The 17,136-nt window shown below is 66.8% G+C and carries 11 protein-coding genes; 10 read left to right on the top strand and 1 reads right to left on the bottom strand.

Annotated elements, in window-relative coordinates; translation table 11 throughout:
* The first annotated feature begins 23 nt into the window (after nt 1-23).
* The 8 genes from K9D25_RS00290 (at nt 24) to K9D25_RS00255 (ending at nt 11,182) form a co-directional block, all read left to right on the top strand.
* Complete coding sequence (locus tag K9D25_RS00290) at nt 24-1,064, top strand: ABC transporter ATP-binding protein (RefSeq protein ID WP_244378156.1); 1,041 nt, start codon at nt 24-26, stop codon at nt 1,062-1,064.
* Nucleotides 1,061-2,005, top strand: a complete 945-nt coding sequence (locus K9D25_RS00285) for an ABC transporter permease (RefSeq protein ID WP_244378151.1) — start codon at nt 1,061-1,063, stop codon at nt 2,003-2,005. The genes K9D25_RS00290 and K9D25_RS00285 overlap by 4 nt, the downstream gene beginning before the upstream one ends.
* A gap of 138 nt (nt 2,006-2,143) precedes the next feature.
* Complete coding sequence (locus K9D25_RS00280; protein WP_244378149.1) at nt 2,144-2,944, top strand: ABC transporter permease; 801 nt, start codon at nt 2,144-2,146, stop codon at nt 2,942-2,944.
* A gap of 9 nt (nt 2,945-2,953) precedes the next feature.
* Entirely contained in the window at nt 2,954-4,405 is a 1,452-nt protein-coding gene (locus K9D25_RS00275; protein WP_244378147.1) for a gamma-aminobutyraldehyde dehydrogenase, read from the top strand.
* Nucleotides 4,406-4,605: 200 nt separating this feature from the next.
* On the top strand, nt 4,606-5,706 hold the full coding sequence (locus tag K9D25_RS00270; protein ID WP_244378145.1) for an efflux RND transporter periplasmic adaptor subunit: 1,101 nt from the start codon (nt 4,606-4,608) through the stop codon (nt 5,704-5,706).
* 8 nt (nt 5,707-5,714) lie between these two features.
* Complete coding sequence (locus K9D25_RS00265; protein ID WP_244378143.1) at nt 5,715-8,789, top strand: efflux RND transporter permease subunit; 3,075 nt, start codon at nt 5,715-5,717, stop codon at nt 8,787-8,789.
* Between the two features lie 576 nt (nt 8,790-9,365).
* Nucleotides 9,366-10,553 (top strand): YadA-like family protein, encoded by a 1,188-nt coding sequence (locus K9D25_RS00260; protein ID WP_244378141.1) that lies wholly within the window; start codon nt 9,366-9,368, stop codon nt 10,551-10,553.
* A 5-nt stretch (nt 10,554-10,558) separates the two neighbouring features.
* Entirely contained in the window at nt 10,559-11,182 is a 624-nt protein-coding gene (locus K9D25_RS00255; protein ID WP_244378139.1) for a hypothetical protein, read from the top strand.
* 29 nt (nt 11,183-11,211) lie between these two features.
* On the opposite strand, the gene bcsN is transcribed toward K9D25_RS00255, so the two are convergent.
* Nucleotides 11,212-12,135 (bottom strand): cellulose biosynthesis protein BcsN, encoded by a 924-nt coding sequence (gene bcsN, locus K9D25_RS00250; protein WP_244378137.1) that lies wholly within the window; start codon nt 12,133-12,135, stop codon nt 11,212-11,214.
* Nucleotides 12,136-12,339: 204 nt separating this feature from the next.
* Between bcsN and bcsA the strand changes: the two genes are divergently transcribed.
* Together bcsA and K9D25_RS00240 are read left to right on the top strand one after the other, a co-directional pair.
* Nucleotides 12,340-14,535 (top strand): UDP-forming cellulose synthase catalytic subunit, encoded by a 2,196-nt coding sequence (gene bcsA, locus K9D25_RS00245; RefSeq protein ID WP_244450945.1) that lies wholly within the window; start codon nt 12,340-12,342, stop codon nt 14,533-14,535.
* 143 nt (nt 14,536-14,678) lie between these two features.
* Nucleotides 14,679-17,132, top strand: coding sequence for a cellulose biosynthesis cyclic di-GMP-binding regulatory protein BcsB (locus tag K9D25_RS00240; protein WP_244378135.1), 2,454 nt, complete (start codon nt 14,679-14,681; stop codon nt 17,130-17,132).
* Nucleotides 17,133-17,136: the final 4 nt, after the last annotated feature.

Here is a 17,136-nt window from a genome sequence, read left to right as displayed (position 1 = left end):
CCTAACGGCCCCCGGATTTCCTCATGCACGCCCACGCCGCCCCGCTCGCCTTGCCCGCCGTCCGTTTTGCCGGTGTCGTCCGGCATTTCGGCGCGGTGCGCGCGGTTGACGGGGTCGATCTTTCCATCGCGCCGGGCGAGTTCTTCGCCATGCTCGGCCCCTCCGGCTCCGGCAAGACCACCTGCCTGCGCCTCATCGCCGGCTTCGAGCAGCCGGATGAGGGCCATATCGAGATTTTCGGCGAGACGGTGGAGGGCCTGCCGCCCTATCGGCGGGCGGTGAACACGGTATTTCAGGACTATGCGCTGTTTCCGCATCTCTCGGTGGGCGAGAATGTGGCCTATGGGCTGCGCGTGCGCGGCGTCGGCCGGGCCGAGCGCGAGCGGCTGGCGCGCGAGGCGCTCTCCCTCGTCAAGCTCGCCGGCATGGAAACGCGCCGCCCCGCCCAGCTCTCCGGCGGCCAGCGCCAGCGCGTGGCGCTCGCCCGCGCGCTGGTGGTGCGGCCGAAAGTGCTGCTTCTCGACGAGCCGCTGGGCGCGCTCGACCTCAAGCTGCGCGAGGAAATGCAGAGCGAACTGAAGGGCTTGCAGCGCGCGCTCGGCCTCACCTTCGTCTTCGTCACCCATGACCAGAGCGAGGCGCTGTCCATGGCCGACCGCGTCGCCGTGTTCAATGAGGGGCGGATCGTGCAGGTCGGCCCGCCGGAAGAGGTTTACGAACAGCCGGCGACGCGCTTCGTCGCCCGTTTCGTCGGCTCGGCCAATGTGCTTGAGGCCGCTGAGGCGCAGGCGCTGGGCGGGCCGGCGCGACCCTGCAGCCTGCGGCCGGAGAAGATATTGCTGCTCGCGCCCGGCGTCCCGGTGCCGGAGGGCGCGGCGGTGGTGGACGCGCGCGTTACCGACATTTCCTATCAGGGCCCGGTGCGCCGCATCAGCGCCCGCACGGCGCAGGGGCTCGCCCTCACCGCCGCTGTTCCCGCCACTGCGGCGGGGGTGATGGCGGGCGCCGATATCCGCTTCGCCGTGCCCGCCGGGGCGGTGCGGCCGATGGAGGGCGAGCAATGAGCCTCAGCCTCGATCTTCCCGCCCCGCGCGAGGGCGTGCTGCGCCGTGTGTCGGACGTGCTGGTGCGCCGGGGCCGGCTGCTGACGCTGCTGCTGCTGGTGCCGCCGCTGCTGTGGCTGGGCCTCGTCTATCTCGGCAGCCTGTTCGTCTTCCTCGGGCAGTCGATCTTCTCGATCGACGAGTTCTCCGGCACCATCGTCCGCGAGCCGACCACCGCGACGCTGCTCGAACTCTTCCGCCCGGCGAATTACGACATCGTGCTGCGCACCATCGGCATTTCCGCGGCCGTGACTCTGCTGTGCGCCATCATCGCCTTTCCCATCGCCTATTACGCCGCCCGCTATGCCGGGCCGAAGGTGAAGGCGGCGTTCTATCTCGCGGTCATGATGCCGCTGTGGTCGAGCTATCTGGTCAAGGTCTATGGCTGGAAGCTGCTGCTGGCCAAGGAGGGCGCGATCGGCTGGTTCGCCGGTAAGCTCGGCCTCACCGGCGCGCTGGAGGCGTGGCTGGCGCTGCCGCTGGTCGGCGGGCCCTCGCTCTCGGTCAGCTATACCGGCATGGTGCTGACCTTCACCTATCTCTGGCTGCCCTTCATGATCCTGCCCGTGCAGGCGGCGCTGGAGCGTGTGCCCCCGCATCTCATTGAAGCCGCCGGCGATCTCGGCGCCGCGCCGGCGCTCGTCTTCCGCACCATCATCCTGCCGCTCGCCATGCCGGGCGTGGTAGCGGGTGCGATCTTCACCTTCTCGCTGACGCTGGGCGACTACATCGTGCCGCAGATCATCGGCACCTCGGCGCTGGTGCTGGGGCAGGCGGTGTACACGCTGCAGGGCACGGCCGGAAACATCCCGCTGGCGGCGGCCTTCTCGCTGGTGCCGATCCTGGTCATGGCGGTGTTCCTCACCCTCGCCAAGCGCACGGGAGCGTTCGATGCGCTGTGACGCGGATGCCCGGGTGGCAACACCCTCATGCCCGGGCTTGACCCGGGCACCCAGAGGGCCAGGAGCTGCACCTGCCAATGTGGGTCCCCGGGTCAAGCCCGGGGATGAGGGGGCGTTCGAGTGCGCGAGGGCATACCCATGACCCGCGCCCCGCTCTCGCTCAAGATCGCCGCCCTTGGCGGGCTGGCCTTCCTGCACATCCCGCTGCTGTTCATCCTGCTCTACTGCTTCACCACGGAAGAGAAGAGCTACGCCTTTCCCCCGCCCGGCTTCACGCTGAAATGGTTCGGCGTGGTGTGGGGGCGGGCCGATATCTGGGCGGCGGTCGGGCTGTCGCTGAAGGTGGCGAGCATCGCCACGCTGCTGGCGCTGGTGCTCGGCACGCTGGCGGCCGGGGCGCTGGCGCGGGCGCGCTTCTTCGGCCGCGAGCCGATTTCGCTGCTGTTCGTGCTGCCCATCGCCCTGCCGGGCATCGTCACCGGCATCGCGCTGCGCCAGGCTTTCGGGCTGATGGAGATACCTTTCTCGGTCTGGACCATCGTGCTCGGCCACGCCACCTTCTGCATCGTCGTGGTCTACAACAATGCGGTGGCGCGGCTGCGGCGGCTCTCGCCCTCGCTGATCGAGGCGTCGATGGATCTCGGCGCCGATGCGTTCCAGACCTTCCGGCTCGTCATCCTGCCCAATATCGGCACGGCACTGCTGGCGGGCGGCATGCTCGCCTTCGCGCTGAGCTTCGACGAGGTCATCGTCACCACCTTCACCGCCGGCCAGCAATCGACCTTGCCGATATGGATGCTGTCCGAACTCATCCGCCCACGGCAGCGGCCCGTCACCAATGTGGTCGCCGTGCTCGTGATCCTCGTGACCTTCCTGCCCATCCTCGCCGCCTATTACCTCACCCGCCATGGCGAGGCGGTGGCTGGCTCGGGAAAATAGGAGACGCCCATGACTGCTCTTTCCGACACCCAGATGCTCATCGGCTCCGCCTTTGTCGCCGGCACGGAAACGCCGGAAACGGTGCTGAACCCGAAGACCGAGGAAACGCTGCTCGACCTGCCGGAAGCCTCGGTCGACCAGATCGACGCGGCGGTGAACGCGGCGGACAAAGCCTTCCGCACCTGGTCTCGCACCACGCCGGCCGAACGCGCCACGCTGCTGCTCAAGCTGGCCGATCGCATTGAAGCGGAAGCGGAATCCTTCGCCACGCTGGAGGCGCTGAACTGCGGCAAGCCGCGCCATGCGGTGCTCAATGACGAGCTTCCCGGCGTGGTCGACTGCTTCCGCTTCTTCGCCGGCGCGGCGCGCACCCAGCACGGCATGGTGGCGGGCGAATATCTCGCCGGCCACACCTCGATGATCCGCCGCGACCCGATCGGCGTCGTCGCCTCCATCGCCCCGTGGAACTACCCGCTGATGATGGCGGCGTGGAAGCTGGCGCCGGCGCTGGCCGGCGGCAATACGGTGGTGATCAAGCCCTCCGAGCAGACCCCGCTGACGCTGCTGAAGCTGGCGAAGATCATCGCCGATCTGTTCCCCGAAGGCGTGGTGAATGTCGTCGTCGGGCGCGGCGAGAGCGTCGGCAATGCGCTGATCCACCATCCCAAGGTGGCGATGGTCTCGCTCACCGGCGACATCGCCACCGGCAAGAAGGTGCTCACCGCCGCCGCCAAGACGGTGAAGCGCACCCATCTGGAACTCGGCGGCAAGGCACCGGTGATCGTGTTCGACGATGCCGACATCGACGCCGTGGTCGAGGGCGTGAAGACGTTCGGCTATTACAATGCCGGCCAGGACTGCACCGCCGCCTGCCGCATCTATGCGGGGTCCAAGGTTTACGAGAAGCTGGTGGCGGACCTCGCCTCCGCCGTCTCCGGGCTCACATTCGGCCAGGCGGACGACAGCGCCAACGATATCGGCCCGCTGATCTCCGCCCGCCAGCGTGCCCGCGTCGCCTCCTTCGTCGAGCGCGCCTCCGAACTCAACCACATCGAAATCGCTACCGGCGGCAAGCTCGCCGGCGGGGAAGGCACCGGCAAGGGTTTCTTCTACCAGCCGACCGTCGTCGCCGGCGCGCTGCAGTCGGACGAAATCGTCCGCCGCGAGGTGTTCGGCCCGGTCGTGTCGGTGACGCGCTTCAGCGATGTCGACGAGGCGGTGGGCTGGGCCAATGACAGCGATTACGGCCTCGCCTCCTCGGTGTGGACGCGCGATGTCGGGCGCGGCATGGCCACCGCTTCGCGCCTGCAATATGGCTGCACCTGGGTGAACTGCCATTTCATGCTGGTGAACGAGATGCCGCATGGCGGCCTCAAGCAGTCCGGCTATGGCAAGGATCTCAGCGCCTATGCGCTGGAAGACTACACGGTGGTCCGCCACGTCATGGTGAAGAACGGCTGACGGTGCGTCTTTGCGCGGTGGCGCGCGGCAAAGGCGCGCCGATTTCGCAGGGCGTCGCATGGGAGTATGATGTTCCGGCAGCCGCGCGAATGTGATCGCGCGGTTTGGAATATGACACATAATTAAGTTGGAACTCCTCCTCATATCTGTTGTGTCGCAACATGGATTTCCATGCTCCGACGCAGCTTCATGGGGGCTTGATGCGACGCCGATCCGCCTTGCTGTTGACCATCGCCGTTCTGGCGGGAGCCGGATGGCTGGCGCATGACCGGGGATGGGTGGATGTGGGCAGCCTGTTCGGCGCCCGCAGCCAGGCGAAGGCGGCCGCCCAGCCGGCGGCGGCGCGAAAAGTGCCGGTCGAAGTGGCACCGGCGCGCGCCGCCTCGGTGACGACGGACATCTCGTCCATCGGCTCGCTCCAATCCGACGAATCCGTGCAGGTGGCCTCCGAAGTGGCCGGCCGCATTCAGGAAATCGGCTTTCGCGAGGGGCAGCACGTGAAGGCCGGCGATGTGCTGGTGCAGCTCGACGCCGCCCTGGTGAAAGCCTCGCTGGACGAGACCGAGGCGCGGCTGGAGCTTGCCCAGGCCAATTTCGGCCGTGCCCAGCAATTGCAGAAATCCGGCTCCGGCACCGCGCGCGCGCTGGACGAGGCGCAGGCGGAACTCAACACCGCCCGCGCCCTGCTCAATTCCCAGCGGGTGCAGATCGCCAAGCACACCATCACCGCGCCGTTCGACGGCGTCGTCGGCCTGCGCACCGTGTCCAACGGCGCCTATATCGCCGTCGGCACGGAACTGGTGAACCTTGAGAAGATCGACACGCTGAAGCTGGACTTCAAAGTGCCGGAGACGCAGCTCTCCAGCATCGCCGAAAACCAGACCGTGACCATCACCCTCGACGCGCTGCCGGGCCGTTCCTTCACCGGCACCATCTACGCCATCGACCCGATGGTCGATGTCAATGGCCGCTCGCTCAGTGTGCGCGCCCGTCTCGACAACAAGGACCTGACCCTGCGCCCGGGCCTGTTCGCCCGCGTCGTGGTGAAGGGCCGCGAGGCGCGCGACGCGGTGTTCGTGCCGGAAAGCGCGATCGTGCCGCGCGGGCAGGAGCGCCTCGTCTGGCAGATTGTCGACGGCAAGGCGCAACAGCTCAAGGTCGAGCTTGGCCAGCGCGCCAAGGGCGAGGTCGAGGTGAAGGGCGTGGCGCCCGGCGCCAGCATCGTCGTGGCGGGGCAGGGGCGCTTGCAGCCCGGCGCTGTGGTGGAGGTGGTGCCGCCGCCGCCGGCGCCGCAGGGCTGAGCCGCGCCATGGGCATTTCCGAGTTTTGCGTCCGCCGCCCCGTCTTCGCGACGGTGCTGAGCCTTTTGCTGATCCTCATCGGCATCGTCTCCTACAGCCGCCTGTCGGTGCGCGAATATCCCAACATCGACGAGCCCGTGGTGTCGGTGGTGACCACCTATCCCGGCGCCTCGGCCAGCATCGTCGAGAGCCAGGTCACGCAGGTTCTGGAAGGCTCGATCGCCGGCATCGCCGGCATCGACGTGCTGGAATCCACCAGCCGTTCGGAATCCAGCCGCATCACCGTGCGCTTCCGGCTGGAAGTCGACCCCGATGTCGCCGCCAGCGACGTGCGCGACCGGGTGAGCCGCGTGCGCCAGCGCCTGCCCGACGAGATCGACGAGCCGGTGATTTCCAAGGTCGAGGCCGACGCCCAGCCGGTGCTGTTCGTGGTCTTCCGCTCCGACCGCATGTCGGCGCTGGAACTGTCCGACTATATCGACCGCTACATCGTTGACCGCTTCAAGAACATCAACGGCGTGGCCGATGTGCAGATCTATGGCGAGCGGCGCTATGCCATGCGCATCTGGGTCGACCGCGAGCGGCTCGCCGCCTATGAACTGACCGTGCAGGATGTCGAGGACGCGCTGCGGGCGCAGAATGTCGAGATCCCCTCCGGCCGCATCGAGAGCGTCGACCGCGAATTCACCGTGCTCTCGCGCACGGGCCTGACCTCGGTCGACCAGTTCGACCAGATCGTGGTCAAGCGGGCGAATGGCGCGCAGGTGCATATGCGCGATGTCGCCCGGGTGGAACTCGGCGCCGCCGACGAGCGCCGGGCCAGCCGCTTCGATGGCGGGGCGGCGATCTTCATCGGCGTGATCAAGCAGGCGGTGGCCAACCCGCTGGACGTTTCCGCCGGCGCCCGCGCCATCCTGCCGGCGGTGAATGAGAGCCTGCCGGAAGGCATGAGCGCCAACATCGGCAACGACAATGCAGTGTTCATCGAGCGCTCCATCGAGGCGGTGTTTCACACCATCTTCGAGGCGGTCGTGCTCGTGGTGCTGGTCATCGTGGTGTTCCTGCGCTCGTTCCGGGCGTCGATCATCCCGATCGTGACCATCCCGATCTCGCTCATCACCACCTTCGCCATCATGTACGCGCTGGGCTTCAGCGTGAACACGCTGACGCTGCTGGCGTTTGTGCTCGCGATCGGCCTCGTGGTGGACGATGCCATCGTCGTGCTGGAGAACATCTTCCGCCATATCGAGCACGGGATGAAGCCGATCCCCGCCGCCATCAAGGGCGCGCGCGAAATCGGCTTCGCCGTCATCGCCATGACGCTGACGCTCGCCGCCGTCTATGCGCCCGTCGCCTTCGCTCCCGGCCGCACGGGACGGCTCTTCCTCGAATTTGCGCTGACACTGGCCGGCGCCGTCATCATCTCTGGCTTTGTCGCGCTGACGCTGACGCCGATGATGTGCTCGCGCCTGCTCAAGCATGAGGAGAAGCCGGGACGGGTATCCGCCTTCATCGAGGGGCGGCTGCGGGCGATGGAGAACTTCTATCGCCGGCTGCTGGGTTCGACCTTGAAGCTCCGCCCTCTGATCCTGCTGCTCGCGCTCGGCGTGGCGGGTGCCAGTGCCTTCTTCCTCACCGTGCTGCCCTCGGAACTCTCGCCCATCGAGGATCGCGGCGTCGTTCGCGTCACCGGCAGCGCGCCCGAGGGCTCCACCCTCGCCTATACCTCGCGCTACACCAACCAGATCGACACCATCGTCTCCAAAGAGCCGGAGGTCGACAGCGTCCTCATCATCAACGGCTTCCCCGAGGTTCACCGCTTCCTGGTCATCGGCCGGCTGAAGGACTGGGGCGAGCGGGATGTGCGCCAGCAGGAACTCGTGGCCAAGCTGACGCCGGAACTGCGGCGCATCGCCGGCATCAATGCCTATGCCAACAACCCGCCCTCGCTCGGCGCCTCCAACAATTCACGGCCGATCGAATTCGTGCTGCAGACCTCCGGCACCTATGAACAGCTTAACGAGTACACCGACCGCTTTCTTGAGCGCATCCGCGATTATCCCGGCCTCGTCAGCATCGACAGCGACCTCAAGCTGAACAAGCCGGAGATTTCCGTCGCGGTGGACCGGGCCAAGGCGGCCGATCTCGGCATCGACATCGCCGTTCTCGGCCGCACGCTGGAAAGCCTGCTCGGGGGGCGGCAGGTCACGCGCTTCGAGGTGGGCGGCGAGCAGTATGATGTCTATGTCCAGCTCGACGCCCGCGACCGTTCGACCCCGGCGACGCTCGACACCATCTATCTGCGCTCGGCGAGCGGGGAGATGGTGCAATTGTCCAATCTCGTCACCGTGCGCGAAAGTGTGGCGCCGCAGGAGCTCAAGCGCTTCAACCAGCTGCGCTCCGCCACCATTTCCGCCAATCTGGCGCCGGGCTTCTCGCAGGGCGAGGCGCTGGCCTTTCTCGACCAGACCGCGCGTGAGGTGCTGCCGCAGACCGTGCAGACCGATGTCGCCGGCCAGAGCCGCGAGTTCCGCGCCGCCGGCCAGAGCCTCGTGGTGATCTTCCTGCTGGCGCTCGGCTTCATCTATCTCGTGCTCGCGGCGCAGTTCGAGAGCTTCCGCGATCCCGTCATCATCATGCTGACCGTGCCGCTTTCCATGACCGGGGCGCTGGCGGCGCTGTATTTCACCGGCGGATCGCTCAATGTCTATTCGCAGATCGGCCTGGTGACGCTGGTCGGCCTCATCACCAAGCACGGCATTCTGATCGTCGAATTCGCCAATCAGCAGCAGGAAGCGGGCCTCGACCGCCGCGCGTCGGTCATCGAGGCGGCGGTTCTGCGTCTGCGGCCCATTCTGATGACCACGGGCGCCATGGTGCTGGGCGCCGTGCCGCTGGCACTGGCGAGTGGCGCGGGCGCGGAGAGCCGGTCGCAGATCGGCTGGGTCATCGTCGGCGGCATGACACTGGGCACGCTGCTCACCCTGTTCGTCGTGCCGGTGGTGTATTCGCTGATCGGGCGGGTCCACCACACGCCCCATGCCGAGATCGCCCCCGGCATCGTCCATACGCCGGCCGAGTAGACCGGGGGCGTGGCAGCGCCGCGCGCCGCCGCTGGGCTATGGAACAGCACGGGGACATTATTTTATAGCCCAGAGTGCCAGGCATTCCTCGCAAAGTTCTTCGCTTTCGCAGTAAGGGCACTCGTGCTCATAGGTGTCTGTCAGCCAGTGCCAAATATTTGCAAGCCATGTCAGCATGGGGGCTGCTCACCGCGATAACAACTTGTTGACTGTACATTCGCGCGGCAATCCGGTGAGACTATGGTGGCAATATTTCCAATATATACAATAATGTGTCCGAAAATTACTGTCTAAACTCGGTCGAAGCTGTGGCTTTATCAGGGCGACCCGGCCACGGGCGGCGGGACGCGCGTCGCCTTCTGCGCGCGCGGGCCGGCCGTGCGGTTCCGGACATGTCGGCGCGACGCGCCCCGTCGGCCTCCAGCGCCTGCGCGACTTCCGCTGCTCTCCGAACTGGTTAACGCGACGTTAACCATGTTGCCGCGATGTTACCGGCACGGCGCTGCGGGTGCGCCGCGCGAATGTCGAGACGTGTTTATGCGACGGTGCCTTGTGGGGATGGGTGGATCAGCCGGCTTGGCTCTGCTGGCGGGCCTTGCGCCGCTGGCGGCGGCCGCCGAGGAGATCAGTTGCGACCTCACCGTGACCGCCCTGCAGTGCGGCGGCGTGGCGAGCGGAGCCGATTCGACCGCGATCGGCGATGATGCGCAGGCAACGCAGGCCGGCACGACGGCCGTGGGGCAGGGGTCGCGCGCCTTTTCCGACAAGGCCAGCGCTTTCGGCCAGCTCGCCGTGGCCAATGGGGTGTCCTCCACCGCCATAGGCTGGAGCGCCACGGCCAATGGTGAGCAATCGACCGCGACCGGGCAGGGCGCCGCCGCCAATGCCGGCTTCTCCTCGGCCTTCGGCAGCGGGGCGAGCGCCAACGGCACCGCCTCCTCCGCGCTCGGCCAGGACGCCCTCGCCAATGGCGCCAACGCCACCGCCGTCGGCCAGGGCGCGCGCGCCAATGCCGATGCGTCGACCGCTGTCGGGCAGGGCGCGGTCGCCAACGCCGCCAACGCGACCGCGCTGGGCACGGCGGCCACCGCCAATGGCGCCGGGTCCACCGCGCTGGGGCAGGGGGCCGTCGCCAATGCCGCCAATGCCACCGCCGTCGGTTTCGGCGCCACCGCCAATGGTGCCGGCGCCACGGCGATGGGGCAGAACGCCGTCGCCGCCGGAGCCGGTGCCGTCGCGCTGGGGCAGAACGCCAACGCCTCCGCCACCAACTCCGCCGCCCTTGGCACCGGCGCCATCGCCTCCTTTGAAGGGTCCACCGCCGTCGGGGCCGGGGCGACCACCAGCCGGGCCAACCAGATGGCGCTGGGCACCGCCGGTTCGACCTTTACGATGGCGGGGTTGACCTCCGGCGCCAGCCGCGCCGCACAGAGCGGGGCGTTGCAGATCGTCACCACCGATGCCGCCGGCAATCTCGCCAGCGCGAGCACGGCGGAACTCTTCGACTTGCGCCCCGTCTGGGCCGAGATCGACCGGGTGAGCGAAGGCGTTGCCATGGCGATGGCGATGGACACGCCGACCCTGCCCAATGGCAAGAACATGGCGGTGAGCGCCCAGTGGGGCACGTTCGGGGGGCAGAATGCGCTCGCGCTCTCCAGCATTGCCCGCATCGCCGACGATTCCTTCTTCGTCACCGGCGCCATCGGCCTAGGTCTCAACGAAGGCACGGTCGGCGGCAAGGCCGGCCTGCTGTTCGCGTGGTGACGATGATGCGCCGCCCCGCCCGCCTCGCCGTTCTCGCGCTTGTGCTGGCTCTGCTCGCGCCGGCTCTCGCCCACGCGCAGAAGAAGCCGGCCGATGCGATGCCGCCGCCGGCGGTGCTTCTGGCCCTGCTGCGCGGCACGATGATCGCGCTCAACCAGGCCAATTTGACCGGCAATTACTCGGTGCTGCGCGATCTGGCGGCGCCCTCCTTCCGGGATGCCAATTCCAGTGCCGCGCTTGCCGACCGCTTCCGCCAGTGGCGCGAGGGACGGCTGGATTTCGCCGCCGTCGCCCTTCTCGACGCCAAGCTCTCGGCCCCGCCCTCCATCGGGGCCGATGGGGCGCTGCGCCTGCGCGGCTATTTCCCGACCGCGCCGCTGAGGATCGGCTTCGATATGGCCTTCCTGCCCGTGGACGGGCATTGGCGTCTCGGGGCCATTACCGCCGAGCCGCTGGCGGTGGAGGTGACGGGGGCCGTGGCGCGCGCGGCGGAAGCGCCGGCTGAAGGTCCGAAGATGGCGGAGGCGGAGCCGGCCAAAGCGGGGGCGACGACGTTCCGCCTGCCGGAGCTTCCGCCCGCCGCGAGTCTCGGCATCGCGCTTCCCCCGGGCGATCGCCCGCGCGGCTGACGCAATTTCGCCGAGTTCAGCAGCACCGCTCAGGGCTGAGGCGCGGGAACGGTCGGGTATCCTTCGAGCGGCGCGCTCGGCACGCTCGGTCCGGTGTCGACGGGTGCCGGCACGGAGCCGGGCGCGGAGGGGGCTGAGGCGCGCGCCGGCGCCGGCGGCGGTGCGGTGGCCGCGCCCGTGCCGAACACGGTCGAGGGATAGACGACCGGTCCGCCGACCCGGCCAAGCTCCGGCGCGACCGGGAGCGGGCGGCCATAGGGTTGCCAGCTGCGTGGCAGGAAATAGCCATTGATGGTGTAGCGGTACATGATCCGCAGCAGCGCGGCTTCGCTGGCCCCGCTCTGGCAGAAGCGCAGACGCACCGACAGGACGCCGCGATCCGCCGCGAAAACGTTCATCCGCTGCTGGCCCTGAATGCGCTGCCAGGCGTAGAGGCAGAGGTCGCGGCCCTGTCCCGGCCCCACGGCGTAGCCGAAGGGCCCGTAGCGGTTCTGGACGAAATAGGTCGAGGTGCGCAGGTCGATGCCGGGCAGTGCCTGCTCCATCTCCTCCGCCAGAGCGTAGTCGCTGAGAAAGCTGTCGTTCTTGATGTTCTCGGGGCCGGTTCGCCCTTCCACGGGGCCGAAAAACACGACGCTGAAGGCATTCTGGCCCGGCGTCGCCGCCTCGGTCGCCAACATCACCTCCTGCTGCAGCGCATTTGCATAGCGCGTTTCGATCACGCCGATGATGCGCGGGCCGCCAGGCTCGGGCAGCACCAGGGCCTCGACGGCGGGAACCTCGGCCGACAGCGTGGCAACGACCGGCGGCCGGCCCGTCGTGCAGCCCCCCGCCAGCAGCAGGCAGCCCATGGCGAAGGCACCGTGACGCAAGCTTTTGGCGCTGGAATGTCCGAGCCGCGCAGCCGCGCGGCCTGCACTGTCGCCGGTCGTTTCCTGGGGCGGGCGGGACATGGCGGGCCTGTCAATCTCGCAAAACGAATCACGCATCCAAGCAATCTAGCGCCCCAGCGCCGCGGCAGAAACGGTCAAAGATCGAACAAGATGTTAGCAGATGTGAGCGCGCGCCCATGACTTGTGTTCCCGGGCGACTTGCGATCAGAGCACGTACCACGTAAGAGCCGCCGTAAGGGCGACTGCGGAGACCGGCCGGAAATTATGAATAGAAAATGGTTTACGGGTATCTGGGTAATATTGATCGCCCTAGTCGCATTTATAGTGACCTTGCCGGTTAACTTGCAGGCGCAGCTGGTTACCGGCTGTATAGTGATTCTGCTAATTGTATTTTTGAGAATGTTTGCGCCAGAAGGTGTGCCTCGCATGGTTGCACTCGCTCTGGGTGTCGCGATGGTATCAAGGTACGTGTATTGGCGGACAACGTCAACACTACCTCCGGTAGAAGAACTGGCAAATTTCATTCCCGCCGTACTGCTCTACATCGCTGAAATGTATAGCGTCGCGCTCATGGCGCTCAGTCTTTTCGTGGTGTCGGCGCCCCAGCCGTCGCGCGTCGCGCCGGCGATCGCGCCGGGCAGCGAGCCGACCGTCGATATCTTCGTTCCGAGCTATAATGAGGATGCGGGACTGCTGGCGACGACGCTGGCGGCCGCGATGTCGATGGACTACCCCCGCGGCCGCTTCACCGTGTGGCTGCTCGACGATGGCGGAACCGATCAGAAGTGCGAACAGCACGATCTGGCGGCCGCGCGCGAGGCGCAGGAGCGGCGGGCGACGCTGACACAGCTCTGCGAGGAACTCGGGGTGAACTACCTCACCCGTCCGCGCAACGAGTTCGCCAAGGCCGGCAATCTCAACCATGGCCTCGCCCATTCGAACGGGGAACTCGTCGTCGTCTTCGATGCGGATCATGCGCCGGCGCGCTCGTTCCTGCGCGAGACGGTGGGCTACTTCCAACAGGACCCGCGCCTGTTCCTGGTCCAGACGCCGCATTTCTTCATCAATCCCGATCCGGTGGAGCGCAGCCTCGGCACATGGCGCCGCATGCCGTCGGAAAACGAGATGTTCTATGGCGTCATCCAGCGCGGCCTCGACCGTTGGGGCGGCGCTTTCTTCTGCGGGTCGGCGGCGGTGCTCCGGCGCGAAGCGCTTCTGGAGACGGACGGCTTCGCCCATTCCTCCATCACCGAGGATTGCGAGACGGCGCTGTCGCTCCACGCGCGCGGCTGGCATAGCGTGTATGTCGACACGCCGCTCATCGCCGGGCTGCAGCCGGAGACGTTTGCCAATTTCATCGGCCAGCGTTCCCGCTGGGCGCAGGGAATGTACCAGATCCTTCGTTTCCACTTTCCGCTGTTCCGCTCGGGTCTGACGGTGGCGCAGCGTATCTGCTACATGTCCAGCATCCTGTTCTGGTTCTTCCCCATTTCGCGCGCGATCTTCCTGATCTCGCCTTTCTGCTACCTGTTCTTCTCGCTGGAGATCTTCAATGGTTCCGGCGCGGAGTTCATAGCCTATACGGCTCTGTATCTTCTCACCAATCTCTTCATCCAGAGTTATCTCTTCGGGAAATACCGCTGGCCGTGGTTTTCCGAGCTCTATGAATATATTCAGACGGTTTATCTTCTTCCGGCGCTTCTTTCCGTCATGATCGACCCGAAGAAGCCAACCTTCCGGGTGACCTCGAAGGGCGAAACCATTGACGAGAACCGCATCTCGGAAATCGGGACCCCGTTCTTCGTCATCTTCGTCGTCCAGATCGTCGCCGTGTTCGTGACGTTCTGGCGGATCGCGACCGAGCCTTACTCCGCCGACATCACCCTCGTCGTCGGCATGTGGAACCTCTTGAATCTCATCATCTCCGGCTGCGCCCTCGGCGTGGTGTCGGAGAAGGCGGTCAAGCGGCATAGCCAGCGCATGGCGATCAGCCGGCGATGCAACCTTCTGATCGCCGGTGTCGAGGTGCCGGCCGTCATCGACGACGTGTCCATGGGCGGCTTGCGTGTGCGCACGGAGCTTCCTGCCGACGCGCAGCCGCGGCTCGGCATGCACGCCGTGGTGCGGCTGACGCCCCCGGACGAATGCATCAGCGACACGCTTCCCGTGCTGGTGCGCAACATCGCCCATGATGATGGCGTGATCGTTCTGGGGACCCAGTTCAACGCCAAGTGCGCCGCTCACTATCAGCTCATCGCCGATCTGATCTTCGCCGATGCCGACGAATGGAAGAAGTTCCAGGAGGGGAGGCGGCGCAATCCCGGTGTGCTCAGAGGCACCGTGATGTTCGTGCTGATCGCGGGCTACCAGACCCTGCGTGGGCTCGCTTATGTCACATTGCTGGAAAGACTGACGCGCCGCCTTGCGCCCGGCCTGTTCGCGGGAGCGACGGGACGATGAAAGCGCTTCGTATCGGCCTGACCGGCGGTGTCCTCTTCACCGCCCTCTTTCTCGCGGTTGTCGGCGCGGCGGCAAAGCCACCGTCCGACACGCCGGCGAACGCGGCTGTTCCGAGCCTCGTTCCGTCTGCACCCGCCTATGACATGCCGGCCTTCGACATTCAGGACGGTGACGACACCGAGGCGGTGCCGCTCGTGCTTCCTACCCTCATGGGGCCGACCGGCGCTCCCTTCGGCATGAGGCCGCCCGCGGCCGACGCGGCGCCACAGGCCGCCCCTGCTCCGGGCGCGCCAGGCTATGTGGCCCCGTTCCAGATGGTGCCGGGTCAGCCCGTGGCCGCAACTCCGGCAAAGATCCAAGCGCCGGGTCCAAAGACCCCCGATCGCTTCATCGTCCCGGTGCCCCGTCTGAGGCTGGAGGGGGAGTCGGTTTCGCGCGGCTGGGTGACCTGGTTCACGCAGCAGGAGGTGGAGCGCCCGGCCACGCTGCTTATCGGCTATCTCAACGCCATCTACGTGATGCCGGAACGCTCGCGGCTGAGGGTCACCATCAACGGCCAGCTTGTGGCGGAGATTCCCATCGCCTCGCCACAGGGGCCGTCTCAGGTAACGGCCGCCATTCCCGCCGGTGTGCTCCGTGCGGGCGGCAATCTCATCCGTATCGACATGCTGGCGGTGCACCGCACCGACTGCTCCATCGACTCCACCTATGATCTCTGGGTGGAGCTCGACAATGCGCTGACCGGCGTGGCGTTCGCAGGCGGTCCCGTGACGCCGCCCGTCATGGTCGATGATCTGCCCGCCGTGGGGGTCGATGAGAGGGGATCGACCCATATTCGCTTCATCCATAATGGGCCGATCGAGCCCCACCAGAGCGCGCATTTCCTCGCGGCTGCCCAGGCCCTGACCCAGCGCGGGCGCTACGCCCACCCGCTCGTGTCGATCGTGGGACCGGATGTCGGCCCGGCGGGTCCGGGGACCTTGAACGTGATCGTGGGCATGGCCGAAGACCTGCGCGCCGCGATGGCCAGTCCGCCGGCGCTTATGGGCGGCCAGCCGCTGGTGCGCTTCTTCAACGATAGCCGTGCGGGCGGCAACGTTCTCGTGCTGGCCGGCGAGACCGCGCGGAGCATAGATGCCGCGATCGAGCGCCTTGCGTCGAGCAGCGCCCAGTCCGCACCAAACAGGCTGCCGATTTCCAGCCGCTACGCGCCGGACGCGCCCTATTTCACCGGCGCGGGCAGCGTCCGTTTCTCCGAATTGGGGGTGATGACGCAGGAGTTTTCCGGTCGCCGGCTGCAGCTTCGCTTTCCCATCGGCCTTCCCGCCGATTTCTACGGGTCCGCCAATGGGCAGGCGCGCATTCTGCTCGACGCGGCCTATGCGCCGAGCGTGCGGCCCGGAAGCCGGCTGTCCGTCTATGTGAATGGTTCGCTGGCGTCGTCCTACATGCTCACCGATCGGCATGGCGGGTTGATGGAGCGGAAGGTCATCAAGGTTCCGCTGACGCATTTCCGGGCCGGGATTAACCGGGTCTGGATCGAGGTGATGCTGGACGTCGATAGCGACCAGATCTGCGGCCCCGGCGCCACGCTGGCGCATGACAAGCGCTTTGTCGTGTTCGATTCCAGCGAGTTCGTCATGGACGATTTCGCCAGGATCGGCACGAGCCCCAATCTGGCGGCGTTTTTCGGCGGCGGCTTCCCCTATTTCAATTCCGCGCAGCCTGTTGCGGTGGTGATGCGCCAGGATACGCCGACGGTCGCAGCCGCCCCGACGATCATGGCGCGGCTGTCTTTCGCTCAGCAACACATCGCCCCTGTCGACACGGCGCCGCCGCCGGCATCGCTCGCCAGTCGGCCGGTCCTGTTCATTGGGGAGATCAATCAGATCGCACCCGAAGTGCTGCGTCAGGTGGGTGTGGTGGACGCCAGCAAGATCCGCTGGCGCAACGATCGGGAAGGCGAAAAGGGCGTATCAAGCCCGGCGCCGCTCTTCTGGGGTGTGGGCGATACAGCCCCGCCGGAGCCGATGTCGATGCTGGAGCAGGGCGTCCGTGTCCGCTCCGGCTCGGGCAACGACGCCATCTTTGACCGCTGGCGGGATCAGGTCGCGGCAGGGAGCAACATCAGCGCCGAGTTGCTCCACTTTCAGAAATGGCTCACCGGCACGTTCGGCTTTTCCCTGGGCCTGCCCGGTGGCGGCGATGTCGAGCCGTTCAATCCCCCGCACAACACCTCGGTCCTGGTGGCGCAGGGGTTCGCCCCGACCAGTGACGCGGTCTGGACGCTCATTGCCGGGCATACGGCGGAGAGCCTCGATGCCGGCATCAATGAGTTCACCCTGCCGGAGTACTGGGCGAAGAGCTATGGTCAGGCGTTGGCGTTCGACGCCGCGAATGGCCGGATGGACATTCGCATGCCGAGCAGCGTGCGGTTCATCGTGACCCAGCCGCTGGGCCCGTCCAACCTCCGGCTCATCGCGGCCAATTGGCTGTCGCTCAATATTGTCACTTACGCCCTGGTTCTCGTTCTATGCTGTATCGCCTTCGCCTTCGTCACCAGCCTGCTGCTGCGCCGCTCGGGGCGGCGCGCCTGAGGGC

The sequence above is a fragment of the Ancylobacter polymorphus genome (genome assembly GCF_022836935.1).
In the GTDB taxonomy this organism is placed as follows: domain Bacteria; phylum Pseudomonadota; class Alphaproteobacteria; order Rhizobiales; family Xanthobacteraceae; genus Ancylobacter; species Ancylobacter polymorphus_A.
The sequence above is the reverse complement of the archived record's forward strand: the minus strand, read 5'-3'. Positions and strand labels throughout refer to the sequence as shown.